12 protein-coding genes and 1 pseudogene are annotated in these 17,441 nt (G+C 40.5%); 9 read left to right on the top strand and 4 right to left on the bottom strand.

The annotated features are described in order from the left end of the window. Positions 1 to 103 precede the first annotated feature (103 nt). Positions 104 to 1,327 carry an efflux RND transporter periplasmic adaptor subunit gene (locus V6252_RS10825; RefSeq protein ID WP_341610450.1) on the bottom strand — a complete coding sequence of 408 codons (1,224 nt, stop codon included), beginning with the start codon at positions 1,325 to 1,327 and terminating at the stop codon, positions 104 to 106. A 678-nt stretch (positions 1,328 to 2,005) separates the two neighbouring features. On the opposite strand from V6252_RS10825, the gene pilG reads away from it, so the two are divergent. From pilG to V6252_RS10780, 9 genes and pseudogenes are all read left to right on the top strand, one after another. Then, on the top strand, positions 2,006 to 2,383 hold the full coding sequence (pilG, locus tag V6252_RS10820; RefSeq protein WP_114701589.1) for a twitching motility response regulator PilG: 378 nt from the start codon (positions 2,006 to 2,008) through the stop codon (positions 2,381 to 2,383). A 170-nt stretch (positions 2,384 to 2,553) separates the two neighbouring features. Continuing rightward, complete coding sequence (locus V6252_RS10815) at positions 2,554 to 2,916, top strand: response regulator (protein ID WP_296208133.1); 363 nt, start codon at positions 2,554 to 2,556, stop codon at positions 2,914 to 2,916. A gap of 3 nt (positions 2,917 to 2,919) precedes the next feature. Then, positions 2,920 to 3,450 carry a chemotaxis protein CheW gene (locus V6252_RS10810; RefSeq protein WP_296208131.1) on the top strand — a complete coding sequence of 177 codons (531 nt, stop codon included), beginning with the start codon at positions 2,920 to 2,922 and terminating at the stop codon, positions 3,448 to 3,450. A gap of 315 nt (positions 3,451 to 3,765) precedes the next feature. Beyond that, positions 3,766 to 5,040 (top strand): annotated as a pseudogene (locus V6252_RS10805) (methyl-accepting chemotaxis protein); the annotation flags it as partial. A gap of 70 nt (positions 5,041 to 5,110) precedes the next feature. Continuing rightward, the gene (locus V6252_RS10800) at positions 5,111 to 6,046 is read left to right on the top strand and encodes a CheR family methyltransferase (protein ID WP_341610446.1); all 936 of its coding nucleotides are present in this window, start codon (positions 5,111 to 5,113) and stop codon (positions 6,044 to 6,046) included. Between the two features lie 30 nt (positions 6,047 to 6,076). Then, a complete protein-coding gene (locus V6252_RS10795) occupies positions 6,077 to 12,952 on the top strand; it encodes an Hpt domain-containing protein (RefSeq protein WP_341610444.1) in 6,876 nt (2,291 codons plus the stop codon). Between the two features lie 49 nt (positions 12,953 to 13,001). Beyond that, a complete protein-coding gene (locus V6252_RS10790; protein ID WP_341610512.1) occupies positions 13,002 to 13,931 on the top strand; it encodes a chemotaxis protein CheB in 930 nt (309 codons plus the stop codon). Positions 13,932 to 13,954: 23 nt separating this feature from the next. After that, the gene (locus V6252_RS10785; RefSeq protein ID WP_341610443.1) at positions 13,955 to 14,452 is read left to right on the top strand and encodes a hypothetical protein; all 498 of its coding nucleotides are present in this window, start codon (positions 13,955 to 13,957) and stop codon (positions 14,450 to 14,452) included. Between the two features lie 138 nt (positions 14,453 to 14,590). Further along, complete coding sequence (locus tag V6252_RS10780; protein WP_341610441.1) at positions 14,591 to 15,118, top strand: cytochrome b; 528 nt, start codon at positions 14,591 to 14,593, stop codon at positions 15,116 to 15,118. 77 nt (positions 15,119 to 15,195) lie between these two features. On the opposite strand, the gene minE is transcribed toward V6252_RS10780, so the two are convergent. The 3 genes from minE to minC all read right to left on the bottom strand — a co-directional run bounded on the left by minE (position 15,196) and on the right by minC (position 17,415). Then, a complete protein-coding gene (gene minE, locus V6252_RS10775) occupies positions 15,196 to 15,486 on the bottom strand; it encodes a cell division topological specificity factor MinE (protein ID WP_057762631.1) in 291 nt (96 codons plus the stop codon). 2 nt (positions 15,487 to 15,488) lie between these two features. Then, complete coding sequence (gene minD / locus V6252_RS10770; protein ID WP_057761560.1) at positions 15,489 to 16,301, bottom strand: septum site-determining protein MinD; 813 nt, start codon at positions 16,299 to 16,301, stop codon at positions 15,489 to 15,491. A 289-nt stretch (positions 16,302 to 16,590) separates the two neighbouring features. Further along, positions 16,591 to 17,415, bottom strand: coding sequence for a septum site-determining protein MinC (gene minC, locus V6252_RS10765; RefSeq protein ID WP_341610439.1), 825 nt, complete (start codon positions 17,413 to 17,415; stop codon positions 16,591 to 16,593). Between the last annotated feature and the right edge of the window lie 26 nt (positions 17,416 to 17,441).

The following is a 17,441-nucleotide window of genomic DNA, read 5'->3' as shown; positions in this document are numbered from 1 at the left end:
GATAATGCTATATATAGTAGGGCCATATTGCCTAATTATGCTGTTACAAAACAAGAGAAGCTTTGTTAATGTTTCTACCAAATGTAACTGTCAGCATAAGCTATTATGACACAACGACTTTTTTACCTTTAGAATCAACAGGTAAGTCCGCCAAACAAATTAAGCTATCATTGCTAACCCCTGCTATCAAATACTGCTGCGTAGTAGGATCGTATTCCACTACCTCAATAGGTTGACGCGTTAGACGCTGATCTTGGCCTATAATCCAAACGTTTGCCGTCAATGGTTGTAGTGGCATATAAGGAGGAGTTTGTAACTCTGTTAGGTCGACGTCATGTAGCGCGCGCTTAGGTACGATAGTGCCTACATCTATTTGACCATAGTTGACGCGCCCTGTGACTTTCATATTTGGCAATAACTTATCACGACTTACTTCGTTGTCGATGACATTAACATAGACCAAGAGCTTTTTTGGCTGACTGGTCGATACCAGTTTGCTGACCTGTCCCGTAAACTTGTCTGAGATACCTTCGGCGGTAAAATTGACCGTTTGGCCAACTGAGAGCTGTGGTTTTGCTTGTATAGGCAGGGTAGCCATAAAGTGCAGCTTGGTTTCGTCACTGATCTGTAGTAGAGACGCGCGCGCCGCTAGCTGTTGTCCTGCACTAGCAGATAAGTTTTCTACCCGACCCGAAAAGCTGGCATGAATGGTAATCGAATTATACTGCGTATCTTGTTTAGAAGTATTAACGTTTGCATTTTGATTAATAGAATTCTTGCTATCAGTATCTATCGCAGAGTTTGCTTCTAACGTTTTGTCACTATCAGTTTTTCTTACAACAGCAATGTCTGTGTCTGGCGCAGCTTGTGCGGAGTTAGCATCAGAGTTTTTCGTATTTTCTGGATTGGTTTTGTTAACATCGTTTGATTCTACATTACCTTGTTCAGGCTTCTTTAAATCTTCAGTTTTGCTAGCCGTACCCACACGCCTAAAGACAAGCAATGGCGTGCCTTTTTCAACCCATTGACCTTCACTAACCAGTGTCTTTTCTATACGAATCGGATGTACCGCAACAAATGTGGTCTGCTTGATAGGTTCGATATTACCTTGTAATCCGAGACTCGGCTGATACCTTGAAGGTTTAATACTCAAGATATGTTCTGGTGTCATTGTGACACTGTCGCTTGTGATGATAAGTGGCGTGTCTGCGGTCTCTTCTTCAGTGTCAGTAACAGCTGATTCATTTATAGGTGACGGCTGACAAGCAGCGATAAATAGCACGCTGAATAAATAGAGGCTCTTTCTTAAATATCTAGAAGCTGTCATAGCAGTCACCATTATAATCGTCATATCATTATATAGTGAATTGCAATGTGGTGGAACGACTGTAAAATATTTACTAAACTTAAGAAAGTTGATGATCCAAACAATAGGCAGAGTTGCAGTTACACCTTTATAAATAAGAATAGCTATTTATGATACTAGCGAGTTCGAACATAATTTCACTAATCACTGGCAAAGTGAAAGTAACTGTGCTAAAACAAACACTATAGAATATCTTGATACATTTTTATTACAAATGAAAATTATCCTGCAATGTTTTCATCGTTTATATATAATGCAGAAATATCATATAGTTGTTTGTCTCGTTAATTGAACCTTTTATCTTTAACGAAGGTTGTTTTGAAAGTACTTTGTATATGCTTAACGTCAATATTATTTCACTTGAGGTTTATGAATGTAGAGTATTATGTCCAAAACTATAAGCTCAAAACCTGATTTTTTGAGTTTACAAATAATAAAGTGCGTATAGTAGCTCATGTTTACACTGTGCTTAGTAGGCAGATACTAAAAGCAAATACTCGCTGTTGTGGTGAATTTTAATGTAAATCCAATCACTCATATTTGTCTAATAATATGTGATATAGCAGTTTAGGATAGTTATTTAAAATTTATATTAGTAGATAGCGTTACGAATAAATAGCCGTTTATAGGACAATGAGAATGGAAAATAATTTTGATGGTTTGAAAGTAATGGTGATTGATGATTCAAAAACCATCCGCCGTACTGCAGAAACCTTATTACAAAAAGCGGGCTGTGAAGTAGTAACCGCTATAGATGGTTTCGATGCATTAGCAAAGATTGTAGATAACAATCCAGATATCATTTTTGTTGACATCATGATGCCACGTTTAGATGGTTATCAGACTTGTGCATTAATAAAAAACAACCCTGATTACGCAAATAAGCCAGTGATTATGCTTTCATCCAAAGATGGATTGTTTGACAAAGCACGTGGCCGTATTGTTGGCTCTGATGAATACTTAACTAAGCCGTTCAGCAAAGATGAGCTTTTTGATGCCATTAATCAATACCGCTAATCGATTAAATATAGACTTAAATACGTTGGTTGTTATTATTGACATAGATTGCTCAATACTGAGGAATCATGATTAAGAAATTGCTAACAATAAAATTTTAGGTAATCGTTTTAATCGTTTTAATTGAACAATATATCCTCGTGGTATCTTAGAAAATAAAGGAAACTCCTATGGCTACCGTTTTAGTCATTGACGACTCGCCATCAGAAATGGCGAAATTTCGCGATATGCTTGCCAAAAATAACTTCCAAGTATTGGAAGCGACAAACGGTGAGCAAGGCTGCCAAATGGCAGCCGATCATTTACCAGATGTTATTTTGATGGACGTGGTAATGCCTGAAATGAATGGTTTTCAAGCCACGCGTAAGATTACTCGTGGTAAAACTACTGCTCATATTCCTGTCATTATGATTAGCACCAAAAATCAAGAGACAGATAGAGTTTGGGGCAAGCGTCAAGGCGCTAAAGAGTATATGAACAAGCCAGTTGATGAAAGTGGATTGGTCAATATGATTCGCAAAGTGATGGAGTAACTTGTGGCTTCTAGAGGGTTTATTGAGCTTCTGCGTCTAGCAGACTTGGCACGTGCACGTAAAAGTGGCCGCCGTGGTGGACAAGAGTTTGACTGGCAAGGTGTGGTATTTGAAATAGGGGGTCAGCGCTTAGTTGCTCCTATGGGTCAAGTATCAGAGGTATTAACTATGCCAGAATATACTAGCTTACCTCTAGTCAAGCCATGGATGCTAGGTATAGCTAATATTCGTGGACGCCTACTGCCTCTAACGGACTTATCACATTTTTTGCAAGTACCTAGTCGCTTGACACAAATGAGCCAACGAAAGGTTATTGTTATCGATTATGACAATATTTTTTCAGGACTTCTGGTTGATCAAGTACTTGGTATTGAACAGTTTACTCATGACCAATACCGTCCAGAAGCCATCGATCATGACTCGCCATTTGCGCCTTATAATCATGGTAAGTTTTTTAAAAATGACCAAGACTGGTATGTTTTTATGCCAAGCTTGCTTGCGCAGGATACTCAGTATTCAGATGCTGCAATATAATTGTCGATAATAGAATACCTGTCTTTTAAGTAACGACAGAATAATAGCAACTGACAAGATACAGTTTGATGTCAGCATTTATACAGGCTTTGCTAATCATTGTTTAGATAACAACAAGATTTTCAAAGTCGGTCACGATTAGACTTTGACGATTGTTTGAAAGGAATATGCAAGATGAGTGATGTTATAAAGAAACCTGTAGCTGGTATGGCTAACACAACAGCAGACAGCAAAGATGCTGATGGTACGTGGAAACTATTATTAGGATTTTTTGTTTTATTAAGTTTGGCCTGTCTGATTTGGTTGATTAACTCTCTATCATCAGTAAGTCAGTATTTTAGTAGCTTTAATCAGTCGGTTATCATACCAGCGGCTATATTTGCCCTTGGGGCGTTAGGTATTTTATTTGCTTCGTATCAGCTATTGAAGCAGCGAGGTGGTTCAGAGCGATTGCTTATTGAGAAAGAAACGCTGCGTCGTCGTCAAGAAGCAGAAGCTGAGTCTGAACGAGCTCGCCAAATTCAAGAAGAGAACGAACGTAATCAGATCGCTATTCTACGTCTGCTTGATGAGTTGGGTGATTTGGCAGAAGGTGATTTGACCGTTAATGCAACTGTATCAGAAGACTTTACAGGGGCGATTGCCGACTCGGTCAACTTTGCAATTGACCAATTACGTCAGTTGGTTTTGGTTATTAACAGCACTGCTGATCGCGTATCGCAATCTTCAGATCAAACGCAGATGAATGCTGTTGAATTGGCTGAAGCTTCTGAACACCAAGCACAAGAAATTGCTGGTGTATCGGCTGCTATTAATGAGATGACTGTTTCAATTGATCAGGTTTCGAACAATGCTGCAGAATCTGCAACGGTTGCCCAGCGCTCAGTTGCTATCTCCCATAATGGAGCAGAAGTTGTACAGCGCTCTATTGAAGGTATGAACGTTATTCGTGATCAGATTCAAGAAACGTCAAAACGTATCAAACGTCTCGGTGAGTCTTCGCAAGAAATTGGTGATATCGTTGGACTAATTAATGATATTGCCGATCAGACTAACGTTTTGGCATTGAACGCCGCTATTCAGGCATCGATGGCAGGGGAAGCGGGCCGAGGCTTCGCGGTTGTTGCTGATGAGGTTCAGCGTCTGGCTGAGCGTTCAGCGAACGCTACTAAGCAGATTGAAACATTGGTAAAAACCATTCAGGCCGATACCAATGAAGCAGTTATGTCAATGGAATCAACAACTTCTGAAGTTGTGCGCGGTGCACGCTTAGCGAAAGATGCGGGTGAAGCACTAGAAGAAGTACAGAGCGTTTCTAATACTTTGGCTGACTTGATTCAAAACATCTCAAACGCTGCATTACAACAAGCTGAGTCTGCTGGTCATATTTCTCACACCATGAATATCATTCAAGATATTACTTCACAAACCTCATCTGGTACCATGGCGACAGCCCGCTCTATTGGTGAGCTAAGTGAAATGGCAGCAGCGCTACAGGAGTCAGTGACTGGTTTTAAAGTAACGAATGATGACGAGCTGTTAGATGATGAAATGCTAAATACTGAGCATGAGTTATCAGAAAGTGTCTAATGCTAGCTTTTACCATAAAGTAATGCTGTGAGAAGTTTAATTATGTGCAGCACAAATTACAGTAGGTAACGTGAATAAACTTACTAAATCAGATAAAAAGCCACTGAGTACAGTCGAATTTGCATCGAGCAATGCCTTAATGCAATACGATCATTTTGACGTACAAAAGTGGCAAAAGTACATAGAGAAAGAAATCGGTTTTGTGCTTCCAGATATACAGCTACAGTGGTTCATTAATGCAATTGAGTGTGTGGCAAAATCGAATGGATCAACTGCTGAGCAGCTATGGTATAACCTACCGAAGGACAATGAGTTACGTCAGCGACTATTAGATAAGGTACTGATTCATGAAAGTCGTTTTTTTCGTCATAAGCCTTCTATAGATTTTGTCATAAAATGTGCATCGCAGTATCGAACAGTAGACAATAATAAAGCCTTGTTCCGTATTTGGAGTGTGGGTTGTGCAAGTGGACAGGAAGCTTGGTCATTAGCTATGAGTCTATCAGCACAGCAATTTTCAAATTATTCAATACTAGGAACGGACGTTAGTGAAGAGGCAATTAAAAATGCACGTCTTGGACAGTATGACAAACGCCAACAGTGCTTAATTCCGCAACTGTGTCAGCAATTTATTCAACCGCTTCTAACTAAAACTGAGACAAATAATACGAATGATAGTTTGTCTCCTACGCCAGAAGTGAATGATAATATACAGCCAAACTGGCAAGTAGAGCCTAAATTACGCCCACACGTTAGTTTTTCTGTACATAATATTATTGAAAAAACCCCACCTACCGCTCACCCTCAACATGTGATTATTTGTCAAAATATGCTGCTATATTTTCGAAAATTCGATCAGCGTGATATTTTGACTCGGCTAGCAGAGCAGTGTACGTTAGGGGGGTATATTATATTGGCTCCAGGTGAGGCGTTGTTCTGGCGTCCTTCAAATATGCGCCGTATTGCGCACCCACAGGTTAATGTGTGGCAAAAAATTAGTGCCTAAATTAGTGCATAGACGAGTTAGGATAACCCTATGAAGAAACAGCCCAATGACATAGTGACACTTGAATGGTTACTACCATTATTTAATCAGCAATTATCACAGGTATCTGATGGTTGGCAATTGGGTGAGTCCAATATTGATCATAAGCAACTGACATCACATTATCACCAGATTAGTGGTGCGCTAATCATACTTAACCTTCCTTTGTTGGCAAGTATCGCTCGCAATTTGAGTCAACTTGCAACACTAGCAAGTAACGATGACTTTTCTATCAAAGAGCGTCGTGTAGGCCAGTTTTCTCACCGGTTACTGCAACGTGAGATCAACCAATATGCACGTACAGGAAGTTACCATACTGGCTTAGTAACTAAAGCTACTCATGAACTGACTCGAGCTTTGTCTCAACGAGATATAGAAACTAACTTATCTATAAAAGTTAACGATATTGAGCATGAATATGCTAATAACGAAAATATTATCAATAGTATTGAAGTGGTCGTACCAACGGGTCCAGCTACTTCTACTTTAACTAATGAACAGTATCAGCAGTTGCTACTCGTATGGCGTCAACAAGTACAAGAGTTATTGATCACTAATACAAACCAATCATCTTTACTAAGTACTCTAGAAAAAGTTAGTCAATACTTATGGCAGACTGCACATGATAAGGGACTACAGAGACTTTGGTACTTAACTGAACTGATGCTAAGTGATCTTACTCACAATGAAACACCGATACCTGAGCATTACTCACCATTGTTGAGTCAGCTTGATCAAATTATAGAGTCCTATATCTATTCAGATGTGTTGCCTTCAGGTACTATTTTCAGATTGACTACGGAAATATATATAGAACTAAGCTATCTAACTTATAGTAGCAAACGCACTCAATCTATTTTGGATGAAGTAACACGAAATGCAACGACAGCCCCACGTTTTTTACCAAGATTATTGAATGAACTTGAAGAACTTATCTTCAAGCTAGATGAGCCAGATACTTTGGTAATGCCTTTAGAAAGCATCAAAAGCCAACTTAAAAACCGAGGTTGGACTTATTACGTGTCTCAAGTGGAATCAATTCTTGCAGATTTAGAACAAGCTTTTTCATCCGAAATGGGCTTTGCGCAAGAGCAATGGCAAATTGAACGCAAGCTACAAGAGTTATATAACGCTATTTATAGTACTGAAAAAACAATTTCACTCAAAATTGGGGGAGCGACTTCTTTTACTACTGTGCCAGATATAACGGATGGCGAAGAGAGCAACCCGATAGGTAAGAGTAAAATTATTCCAACCGATGATGGCATACGTGAGCTACGAATCGAAGTAGAAGAAATAAAGCAAAGTTTCAATGAGTATATACAGCGTCAAGACATTCTATTAATACCAGCTAATAATGATTTTATTAGTATTGGTCAAGCTTTTGATGATATGGGGCTGCCAGTAATTCGTCAAACAATAGAAGACATAGGTAACATATTTGAACGATTGAACACTCATCAAATTACGACACCAAGTTGGAGTTTGGTTCAAGCATTGGCTGAGAGCTTAACCTCTATTGAGCTATTGCTTGATTACCTCGCACAGCAGGTTTTCGATCAGCAGTTACTTACATTGGCAAATGAACATACAGCCAAAGCAACACAGCTTCTAAATACTTATATTGAAACACCAGAGATGCTTGATCAGACAGTGCCTACTCAAAAACTGTCAGCGAACGATGTTGTGCGTTATGACGATAGTGGTGAGGTTGAACCTATTGTCAATAGAGATGCGGAGCAGTTGGCTAGTCAAGATAGTGTGCATTTGTCTAATAGTATCGAAAGTGATTTGTTGAAACAGGCTCGTCAGCAAGTCAAATCTGACAGTTTTGAGACTGATGTAGAAATTCATAATATTTTCATTGAAGAAGTGACAGAAGTAATTGCGGATCTAAGAGACTTTTTACCAATTTGGCAGCAAGACTCACAAGATTTGACACCACTGACCGAAGTGCGGAGAGGGTTTCATACTTTAAAAGGTTCAGGTCGTATGGTTGGTGCTTTTAGTATCAGTGAAATAGCATGGTCAATCGAAAATCTACTCAATCGGTTATTGGATAAGACGCTGCCTGTAACAGATGAAATTGTGAGCCTAGTGATTGATACGACAAAAAGCTTACCAACACTGGTAACAGATTTTGAAGCGCAGCGCTTACCAAGCTTTGATCCTGCGATTACTATCTTACAAAGTAGCAATCTAATGCGCCAACAGCCTCTTAATACTGGACTGGTGCTAGCTGAGCCTAATCCAACAGATACTAGGTTGTGTGATAAAGAGTTGGTTATTACTGATTCTGTTCTAGAAAATGATGCAGCGTTGGAAGCATCACTTTTAATAGTTGATGAGACTGAATCAATCATTAGCTCTGAAAGTAGAGAAGGAGATGTAAACGAATCTTTATCTAAGTTGGAAATTCCAGAAGTTCTTGCACCTTTTATTAAAGAAACCAATCAACTACCAGCTGATGCCAACGATGCAGATCCTGATATCAAAGAGATATTTATAGAGGAAGCCAATGAAGTATTGGCAGAAATTGTGCCATTATATGAAAACTGGCAGAAAACACCGAGCGATCTAGAGGGCTTAAAGGATATTCGCCGTGGTTTCCATACCTTAAAAGGTTCGGGCCGCATGGTAGGCGCTAACTATACAGCTGAACTAGCATGGTCTATAGAAAACATGCTTAACCGTGTTTTGGATAATAGTGTCGCTATCTCAGCTGATATGCGTCAGTTGATTATAGATGTACTGGCAGCTTACCCCAAGATGCTTGTAGCATTTGAACAGGGTACTCAAGACTATCCAGCTGTAGTTCCAGTGTGGATTGCGTGTGCTGATGCCTATAGCAAACAGCAGGGTAATGGATTTAGCTATTCTGCTTTGTTTGCACAATCAGTAGTTAGTTCTATAGATGAGATGGAGGAAACGAAGCCATGGTCTGATACGGCTGAGACTAACAATGCTTATGATGACAACAGTAATGAAGCAATAGATTCTACCTTACAGACCTTTCATTCAGTTAACGAAAGAATGGCTGAGGCAGCGGTTGTTCTTACCCCTCAAAGCGAGGAAGAGAAAGTATTTTGTAAGATATTTATTGATGAAGCAGAAGAGTTGCTTGATCGTATCGAACAGTTTGTCAAAGACAACAGAGAGCAACATTGTATAGAAATCACAGATGAAATCGTACGCGCATTCCATACTTTGCGCGGCGCTTCTGGTTCTAGTGCCTTGGCCGCTATCAGCGAAGTCAGTGCAACTATTGAACATAGCCTAGAGTTATTACAGCAGCAGGATACTGGGATGAATGCTCAACACCTAGAGGCGTTGGCTCAGTCAGCGAAACTAATAGATGGCTATTTAAATAATTATAAACAAAATACAGAACAGCATGATGTATCAGTAGAGAACAAGGATTCGCAAAGTCAACAAGATATAGCATCATTACAAGCAATGCTAGACGAACAATATGTTGTTAGTGATACTACCGTGATGACAGATAGGAAGCCGTCGATAGAAGAGCTATTAGATAGTAATATTGATGCCTTGTTAGATGCTGAATGGGAATTGGAAGATGCACTTAACCATACTGAAATAGAGCATGTCCAGAACTATGTAGAGCAGCAAGTTTCACAAATAGCTGCTCTCATGGAAAAGGCGCAAGCATTTCCAAAATTTGTCACAATTCTTGATGAACTTGGCAACACATACCGTTATTTGAGTAATTATATCGATAATGCTCAAGATAAAGACATTCAAGCAATATTACATGCAGGTCACGCTCAACTGATAGGCTTGTTCGATGCTTTAGCCGGAAGTACCTCCTTAAAAATAGATAAACAAGTCATTGATGAGCTACGAAGTATTTATCAAGAAGGTGATGACAATGAGAATATCGGTTTCATCGTTAAAGTTGTTCCAGCAGCTGAGCTACAGCTTGAAACGATTGACACTGATGCCGAGCTGTTAGAAATATTTTTAGAAGAAGCACAAGAGCTTGATACTGCACTAGATGAAAGCTTCAATAAATGGCGTGCCGATATCACCAATATCAATGCGCTGAAAGTTCTACAGCGTCATTTGCACACGATTAAAGGCGGCGCACGGATGGCTGGTATCCGTAGTATTGGTGATTTGACTCACGAAGCAGAAAGCGTCTATGAGTCGTTTGTAGAGAACCGAAAAGCGCCAACCGCGCAGTGGCTTGAAATCATGCAAATGGTGCAAGATACCATGTCACTGCAAGTAATGCATATTGTGAGTCATAAGAAATCTTTCTTTACTCCAGAGCTGATTGAACAGTTGCGCCAGCTTGAAAAAGCAAAAACGTTACCAGAGGTAGTCGATCTAGTCATACCAGTACCAAAAAATCATTTTGAACCTACAGAGCGTAGCATTGCTGCCAATGTTGTTGACAGCGATAATGAGGTATTTAGTACCCTAAGTCTGGATAGCATGATTAAACAATCATGGGCTAACGGACTCCCTGATCCTGATATATTAGCAGTATTTTTGGAAGAGGCAGAAGAGCTTACCAATCGTAATAAGTATCTGCACTTGTTCTTAAAAGACACGAGTAATACCACAGCGTTACAAGCGCTCCAACGTGACTTGCATACCATAAAGGGTGGCGCACGTATGGTCACTGCCTCTGGTATCGCTGACTTAGCTCACGAAATGGAATCAGTTTATACGGATTTTGTCAGTAATCGACGTCCAGCCACCAAAAAAGTATTAGAGTTACTGGTTGCAAGTCATGACTGGCTGGCTGATGCAGTATTTATTCTTCAACAACATGTTAATCCACCAACGCCTACGCTGTTAATTGAAGCGTTGGAGCAATTTGGTAGAAACCCTGATAGCCTAAAAACGATACCTAAAGAGTCTCTACAAGCCCAGCGTGAAGCAATCTTGATTGCAAAAGAAAACCAAGATTCGCAGTATCTTGCAAAAGATATCAGTGAAATGCCGTCTATGCTTAGAGATACTCACGAGGAAGATCAGAGCGCTAGTAGCAATGAGATGATTCGTATCTCAGGTGGTTTAATTGAGCACATGATTAACTTATCTGGTGAGTCAGCGATAAACCGTGCTCGTATCGATATGGGTATCAGTAGTCTAACAAACAGTATCGAAGAGATGGGTACGACAGTACAACGCCTGGCAGATCAGCTACGTCGTATGGAGATCGAGTTAGAAGCACAAATTCTGTCTCAGATAGATGAGGAACTCATCGATAATGAAGACTTTGACCCTCTAGAGATGGATCAATACTCATCTTTGAATCAGCTGTCTAAATCTTTAACAGAGTCGGCCTCGGATTTGGTTGATATTAACCATACGTTATTAGAAAAGACACGTGATAGTGAAAGCCTACTGCTACAGTTGTCTCGTACCCAGACTGAACTGCAAGATGGTTTGATGAATTCACGTATGGTGCCATTTACACGCTTGACACCACGTCTTGAACGTATCGTACGTCAAACAGCTAACGAGCTTAATAAGTCTGTTGAACTGACCATTGTTAATGCTGATGACGAGATGGATAGAACCATCCTAGAGCGCATTACGTCACCGCTTGAGCATATGTTACGTAATGCTGTCGACCATGGTATTGAAACCACGTCAACCCGTCTGAAGTCAGGAAAAGAGCGTAGTGGCCGTATCACCCTTGAGGTCCGTCGTGAAGGTAGTGAAATCGTCATTCAATTAACAGATGATGGACGAGGTATTGATGTTGAAGCAGTACGTAGTAAAGCCATCTCTCAGGGTCTAATTGATGCAGACGATAATAGTCTGTCAGACATTGATATTATGCAATATATTTTCAACGCTGGATTGAGTACTAGTAAGCAAGTAACTCAGATTTCTGGACGTGGCGTTGGTATGGACGTTGTTATTAGTGAGATTCGCCAACTAGGTGGATCGGTATCTGTCGTTTCAGAGTTGGGTAAAGGCTCAAGTTTCACAATGCGCCTACCATTGACGGTAGCCGTGTCTGACGCATTGGTTGTTCGTGCTGCAGATCGCTACTATGCAATTCCATTGGTACAGATTGAGCGCGTGGTTCGAGTGAACCCAGAGAAGCTCTATGACTATTATCAATCAAATGATGCTACATTAAATTTCGAAGACACTGAGTATCGAGTACGCTACCTAAATGAGATTTTATCAGGCAATAAGTTAAATGAGTTAGTCGTAAATACCAATACCAGCTTACCGCTTATCATTATTAAAAACCGTACCGGACAGAATATTGCTTTGCAAGTGGATCAGATTGCAGGTTCGCGCATAGAAGTTGTTGTCAAACCTCTAGGCCAACAATTGTCAAATATTCCAGGAGTTTCAGCTGCTACTATCATGGGTGATGGCTCGGTCATGCTCATCTTAGATCTGATTGCTCTTATGCGTAATGCGCAATTGGTCAAGAATATTACGAAAGCTGCTGATGCTAAAAGAGGACGTATAGAGTCTAAATCTACCATTTTAGTCGTCGATGATTCAGTGACAGTGCGTAAAGTAACCTCACGTTTCTTAGAACGCCAAGGGTTCAATGTGGCAGTCGCTAAAGATGGTATTGATGCAATTGAGATATTGCAAGATATGACACCAGATATGATATTGCTTGATATCGAAATGCCTCGTATGGACGGCTTCGAGGTCGCCACTCAAGTCCGACATAACAATCGTTTAAAGCAAATTCCGATTATTATGATAACGTCACGTACTGGCGAAAAGCATCGTGAGCGTGCCTTAGAGATTGGTGTGAATGACTATATGGGTAAACCATTCCAAGAAAAAGAGCTGCTTGATAAAATGCAAAAACTACTAGGTGAAGGGGTCAGCCTGACTAATGAAGGATAATGCACGTGTTTTAGCGCTGCGAAAAAAAAATAGAAACGATATTAAAGTGATGGTGGTGGCAGAAGATCACCGCCAGCGCATGGCTTTTTTAGATACGGTACGTGGTTTTGGCTTTACGCTGGTCGGCTGTGTGTCACGAACACAGTGGCAGGAAACAGGTGAGCTTTCTAACTCAGCTATCGATATTTGGCTGATAGACAGTGATTATGATGACAGTGTGGCAATAGCGACGGTGGCATCCAAACCAGCAGCAGTACTGGTTGGCTTCAGTCAAGCACCGTATCTAAACGAATCGCAAGAATATGCAAAGTGGCAACGTAAGTTAAAGCGTAAATTTGCCCAACTGCTTGACTTGCCAACACTGATAGATGCTCCAGTTTACAAGAGTGCTGATACTGACTGGCATTATGTCGTATTTTTGGGTGCTTCTATGGGTGGCCCTAGTGCGGTTAAAGAATTCTTAGATAACGTACCAGCCACACTGCCAATTTGTATTTTATTGGCACATCATTTTAATCAGGCTATGATTGGTACGTTGCCCCGCATACTTAATCGTCATAATGACTGGCGCTGTAAGATTATCGCTTCTTCACAGCGATTACGAGCAGGAGAGTGTCTGATAGTACCTATTGATAAGCAGGTTGTCTGTGATTCAACAGGTCGCGTGATACTATTGGATCAAGATTGGCATGGTGAATATAAGCCTGCAATCGGGCAGCTGCTCAAAAATACCAGTGATGTTCATGGTAGCGAGCTTATTAATATTATATTTTCAGGTATGGGTAATGATGGCTCTCAGTACTTGGACCTAATCCAAGACAATAACAGTCAATTATGGGCACAAGATCCGAGCTTGAGTGCATGTCCAAGTCAACCTCAGGCTATCATTGACTCAGGGTATTGCAATTTTGTTGGTAGCCCTACCGATTTAGCAAAAAAACTAACCGATTACATTGGTGAAAGGGCAGATAGCCATTAACATTAACTTATTGCGAGTGACGTATGACACAAATTTTGAAACATTCGTTTGAGGCTGTGAGTCTGTTGACTACCAACAACGGTATGCTTGACGTCACTATTGTTCCAGCCGTTAACCAGCCAGACTGGATCATTCCAAGTAGCCTAATTTTGAGTGTGGATGAGCTCCAACAGCAGGTTTCTAGATACGACTGGCAACAGCAAAATTTGGCTGTACTTAATTTGCTACTGCAAGATCAAGCTCCAGACAAAATGATTGTTTTGGAAGGTAATACGACTGATCACCGTTTTGCCTTACAGACAGCAGGTGATTTGCGTCAGCTGCAAGCACGAATTTCTGAAGTGAAAGATGTAGAGACACCGGAACAGTTTAGTACTACCAATGGCGAAGATAGGGAAGAGTATTTTGATAAAAATGACGTCTCATCCTACCTATATCAAACAGTGATGATTGATGACGAAATCTACTTAGTGCCAGATTTGGATAAAATTGCCCATCACCTGATTGATTCGGATAGCTAGATTCTTATCGCTATTTCAGGTATTCTCCATTCTATAAATAGTAAGCCAGTAATGTTAATGACTTCATCTCTTGAAGAGCATTAGCTGGGTTATAAAATTGATTAGAGATAATTCCTGATAAAGGTAGTAGAGTCCCTCATGAATAATGCCAACTCGAATGTATCAAAGTGGTCGGTTAGTAGCCGTATTTTTCATTGGATTAGTGCAGCTTTACTGTTAGTCACATGGATAATGATACTGCTATATGAGAATTTAGATAGCAATGTGTTTATTGGATATCATAAAGCGTTCGGCATGAGCCTATTATTTTGGATGATTGCCCGAGTCATCAACCGTGTTTTTACTAAGGCGCCACCACCGTTAGCCATGCCAAAATGGCAAATGCTCGTATCCCAGCTGTCACATTTTGCTCTATATGCCATACTGATTGCTATGCCAATGGTTGGCTTATTGATGACAGTATATGGTGGTCGACCAGTTGATGTTTTTGGTATCTTTCAGATCCCTGTATTCGTGACCCCAGATAGAAGCTTGGCTCGTTTTTATAATAACTTGCATACTGAGATTATCTGGCCAATGATTATTGGTTTTACGGTCTTGCATATAGCAGCCGCGTTATACCATCAGTTTGTCAAAAAAGACAATCTTATTGCCCGTATGAAATAATCGATAAACATTAAAAAGCCCCAAGTATCAAACTTGGGGCTTTTTTATTCATTGTAGAAATACGTACTATTAAAACGCTATTTCTTATGCTCAGGTAAATTGATATTCATCTCTAACACGTCTAGACTGTCTTCAGAACGATGATTAATATTGACATCATCAATCTGCACACCGTTAACGTATTTGTTCACAACTTCTAAGATTTCACGTTTCATTTTTTCGATACGATCAACCGTTAAGCGATTGTTCAATCTGTTTTCGCTAGCAACGATAACTTTTAAACGCTCAGTTGCTAAATTTGCGCTACCTGCGTTACTGTTGTCGTCAGTACCAAATAGGCTACTCCAAAATCCTTTTTTCTTAGTCATCATTATCCCCCAAACCAGCGCTGTAATAGACTCTTTTTCTTCACGTCAATATGACGTAGTGGACGCTCTTCACCCAAGAAACGGGCGACAATGTCTTCATAACATTGACCAGCAACAGAGTCGGTATAATGAATAACTGGTTCGCCATGGTTGGACGCTTCAAGCACTGAATGGCTCTCAGGAACAACCCCAAGTAGTGGAACTTTTAGAATATCATTTGAGATAGTATCGATATCCATCATCTCATTGGCAGCCGCACGTTCAGGATTATAACGAGTGATAATCAAATGCTCACGAACAGTACCTTGGTTCTCTTCTACTTTTTTCGTCTGACTCTGCAGAATACCGATGATTCTATCTGAGTCACGCACTGAAGAGATCTCAGGGTTAGTGACAATAATAGCTTCATCTGCATGATACATCGCTAGCTGTGCACCGCGCTCGATACCGGCAGGTGAGTCACAAATGATATAGTCAAACTGCTTTGAGAGCTCAGCCATTACCTCTGATACCCCTTCGTCTGTCAGTGCATCTTTATCACGTGTCTGACTGGCTGGCAGGATATACAGGTTTTCAAGCTGTTTGTCTTTGACAAGTGCTTGCGACAAGCGCGCGTTTCCAGTGATGACATCAACGAAGTCATAAACAATTCTGTTTTCGCAACCCATGATTAAGTCTAGATTACGTAGACCTACATCAAAGTCGATAACAACCGTTTTATAGCCACGTAACGCCAAACCAGCGGCAAAAGAAGCACTTGTCGTGGTTTTACCCACACCGCCTTTACCTGAAGTGATTACAACTATCTTCGCCACAATGGCACACTCCTATGAATCAATGGGATATCTTTTATATAAATAGCAAAATTACATGTTATTCACCTAACATATATACACTATCTTCGAAGCTAGCCTAGCATAAATAAACAAAAATTTATAGCAGCCCGATACTAAAGCAGAAAAACAACCTATGTATCGCTCAATTAGCCTCTCTGCGTGGTATTGGTAGGGTTATAACTATGGTTTTTGGCTTGTCGAATAGAGCAGCTTAACTACCTTAGTTTTCTATAAAGTCACTTCACGGTGTATTATTTTTAATGGCGTCTTAAGCTTCATCCATCACGGTAAATACTAAGCCTTCACCTTCTACGAATTTTACTTGCACCGACTTGTCGATGACATGCTCAGGTAAGTTGTCTCGTAAGCAATAAGTCCCTGCTACTGATACCAGTGACGGATTAAAGACTTGGCAGAATATACGGGCATCTTTATCCCCTGTTGCGCCTGCCACCAAACGCCCTTGTGCACGACCATATACATGCAAGCTATTGTCAGTAATCGCTTCAGCGCCGCTATTGATACTACTGGTCAAAATCAAGTCGCCACCAACGTGATTGAGGCTTTGTCCTGAACGCAGCATTTGATCATAGATTAAGCTAGTAATATGCTGAGTACTTACCAATGTCTCGGTGGGCATATTAGATAGTGTGGTTTCAGTAGCAGGTTCGCTCGTGGTAGAAGTATCATCGACGCTATGAGCATTAACTGCTTCGGCGTTATCGTTTTCTGGTGATGGTTGGATAGGTATAGGCGCTTTTTTACTTGGTAATATACGCTCAATACGCTTACCATCTGCTGGAAATATCGCTAAGCGCTGCTCACGTGCTTGCGCATCAAGCATACCTGTCACTACGCCAATAGGCTGCAATCCCCATGCCCATAACAGCTCTACTAGTGCTGATAAATCCTGCTCAACGTCACTATCAATAAGGATAGGAATATTGCTCGATTTATTGCTGAGCGTTTCAGTTAGCTGAGCTTCTATAGCTGCTAGATCGCTTGTACTAAACTGTACGCGTGAAAACGTCAGCATCTTGCCATAGAAAGCTAGCGCTGGTGCAGTCTGGTTATCGTTAGCTGAAACTGTCATATACAAACCCTTAAAAATAATTCTGT

The sequence above is a fragment of the Psychrobacter proteolyticus genome, from assembly GCF_038155145.1.
In the GTDB taxonomy this organism is placed as follows: Bacteria; Pseudomonadota; Gammaproteobacteria; order Pseudomonadales; family Moraxellaceae; genus Psychrobacter; species Psychrobacter proteolyticus_B.
This window is presented reverse-complemented; position numbering and strand designations above follow the sequence as displayed.

What these genes read in the sequence shown, in the direction of transcription:
- V6252_RS10825 (WP_341610450.1), bottom strand. Translation starts at nt 1,327, where the DNA reads ATGACAGCTTCTAGATATTTAAGAAAGAGCCTCTATTTATTCAGCGTG.
- pilG (WP_114701589.1), top strand. Translation starts at nt 2,006, where the DNA reads ATGGAAAATAATTTTGATGGTTTGAAAGTAATGGTGATTGATGATTCA.
- V6252_RS10815 (WP_296208133.1), top strand. Translation starts at nt 2,554, where the DNA reads ATGGCTACCGTTTTAGTCATTGACGACTCGCCATCAGAAATGGCGAAA.
- V6252_RS10795 (WP_341610444.1), top strand. Translation starts at nt 6,077, where the DNA reads ATGAAGAAACAGCCCAATGACATAGTGACACTTGAATGGTTACTACCA.
- V6252_RS10790 (WP_341610512.1), top strand. Translation starts at nt 13,002, where the DNA reads ATGGTGGTGGCAGAAGATCACCGCCAGCGCATGGCTTTTTTAGATACG.
- V6252_RS10785 (WP_341610443.1), top strand. Translation starts at nt 13,955, where the DNA reads ATGACACAAATTTTGAAACATTCGTTTGAGGCTGTGAGTCTGTTGACT.
- V6252_RS10780 (WP_341610441.1), top strand. Translation starts at nt 14,591, where the DNA reads ATGAATAATGCCAACTCGAATGTATCAAAGTGGTCGGTTAGTAGCCGT.
- minE (WP_057762631.1), bottom strand. Translation starts at nt 15,486, where the DNA reads ATGACTAAGAAAAAAGGATTTTGGAGTAGCCTATTTGGTACTGACGAC.
- minC (WP_341610439.1), bottom strand. Translation starts at nt 17,415, where the DNA reads ATGACAGTTTCAGCTAACGATAACCAGACTGCACCAGCGCTAGCTTTC.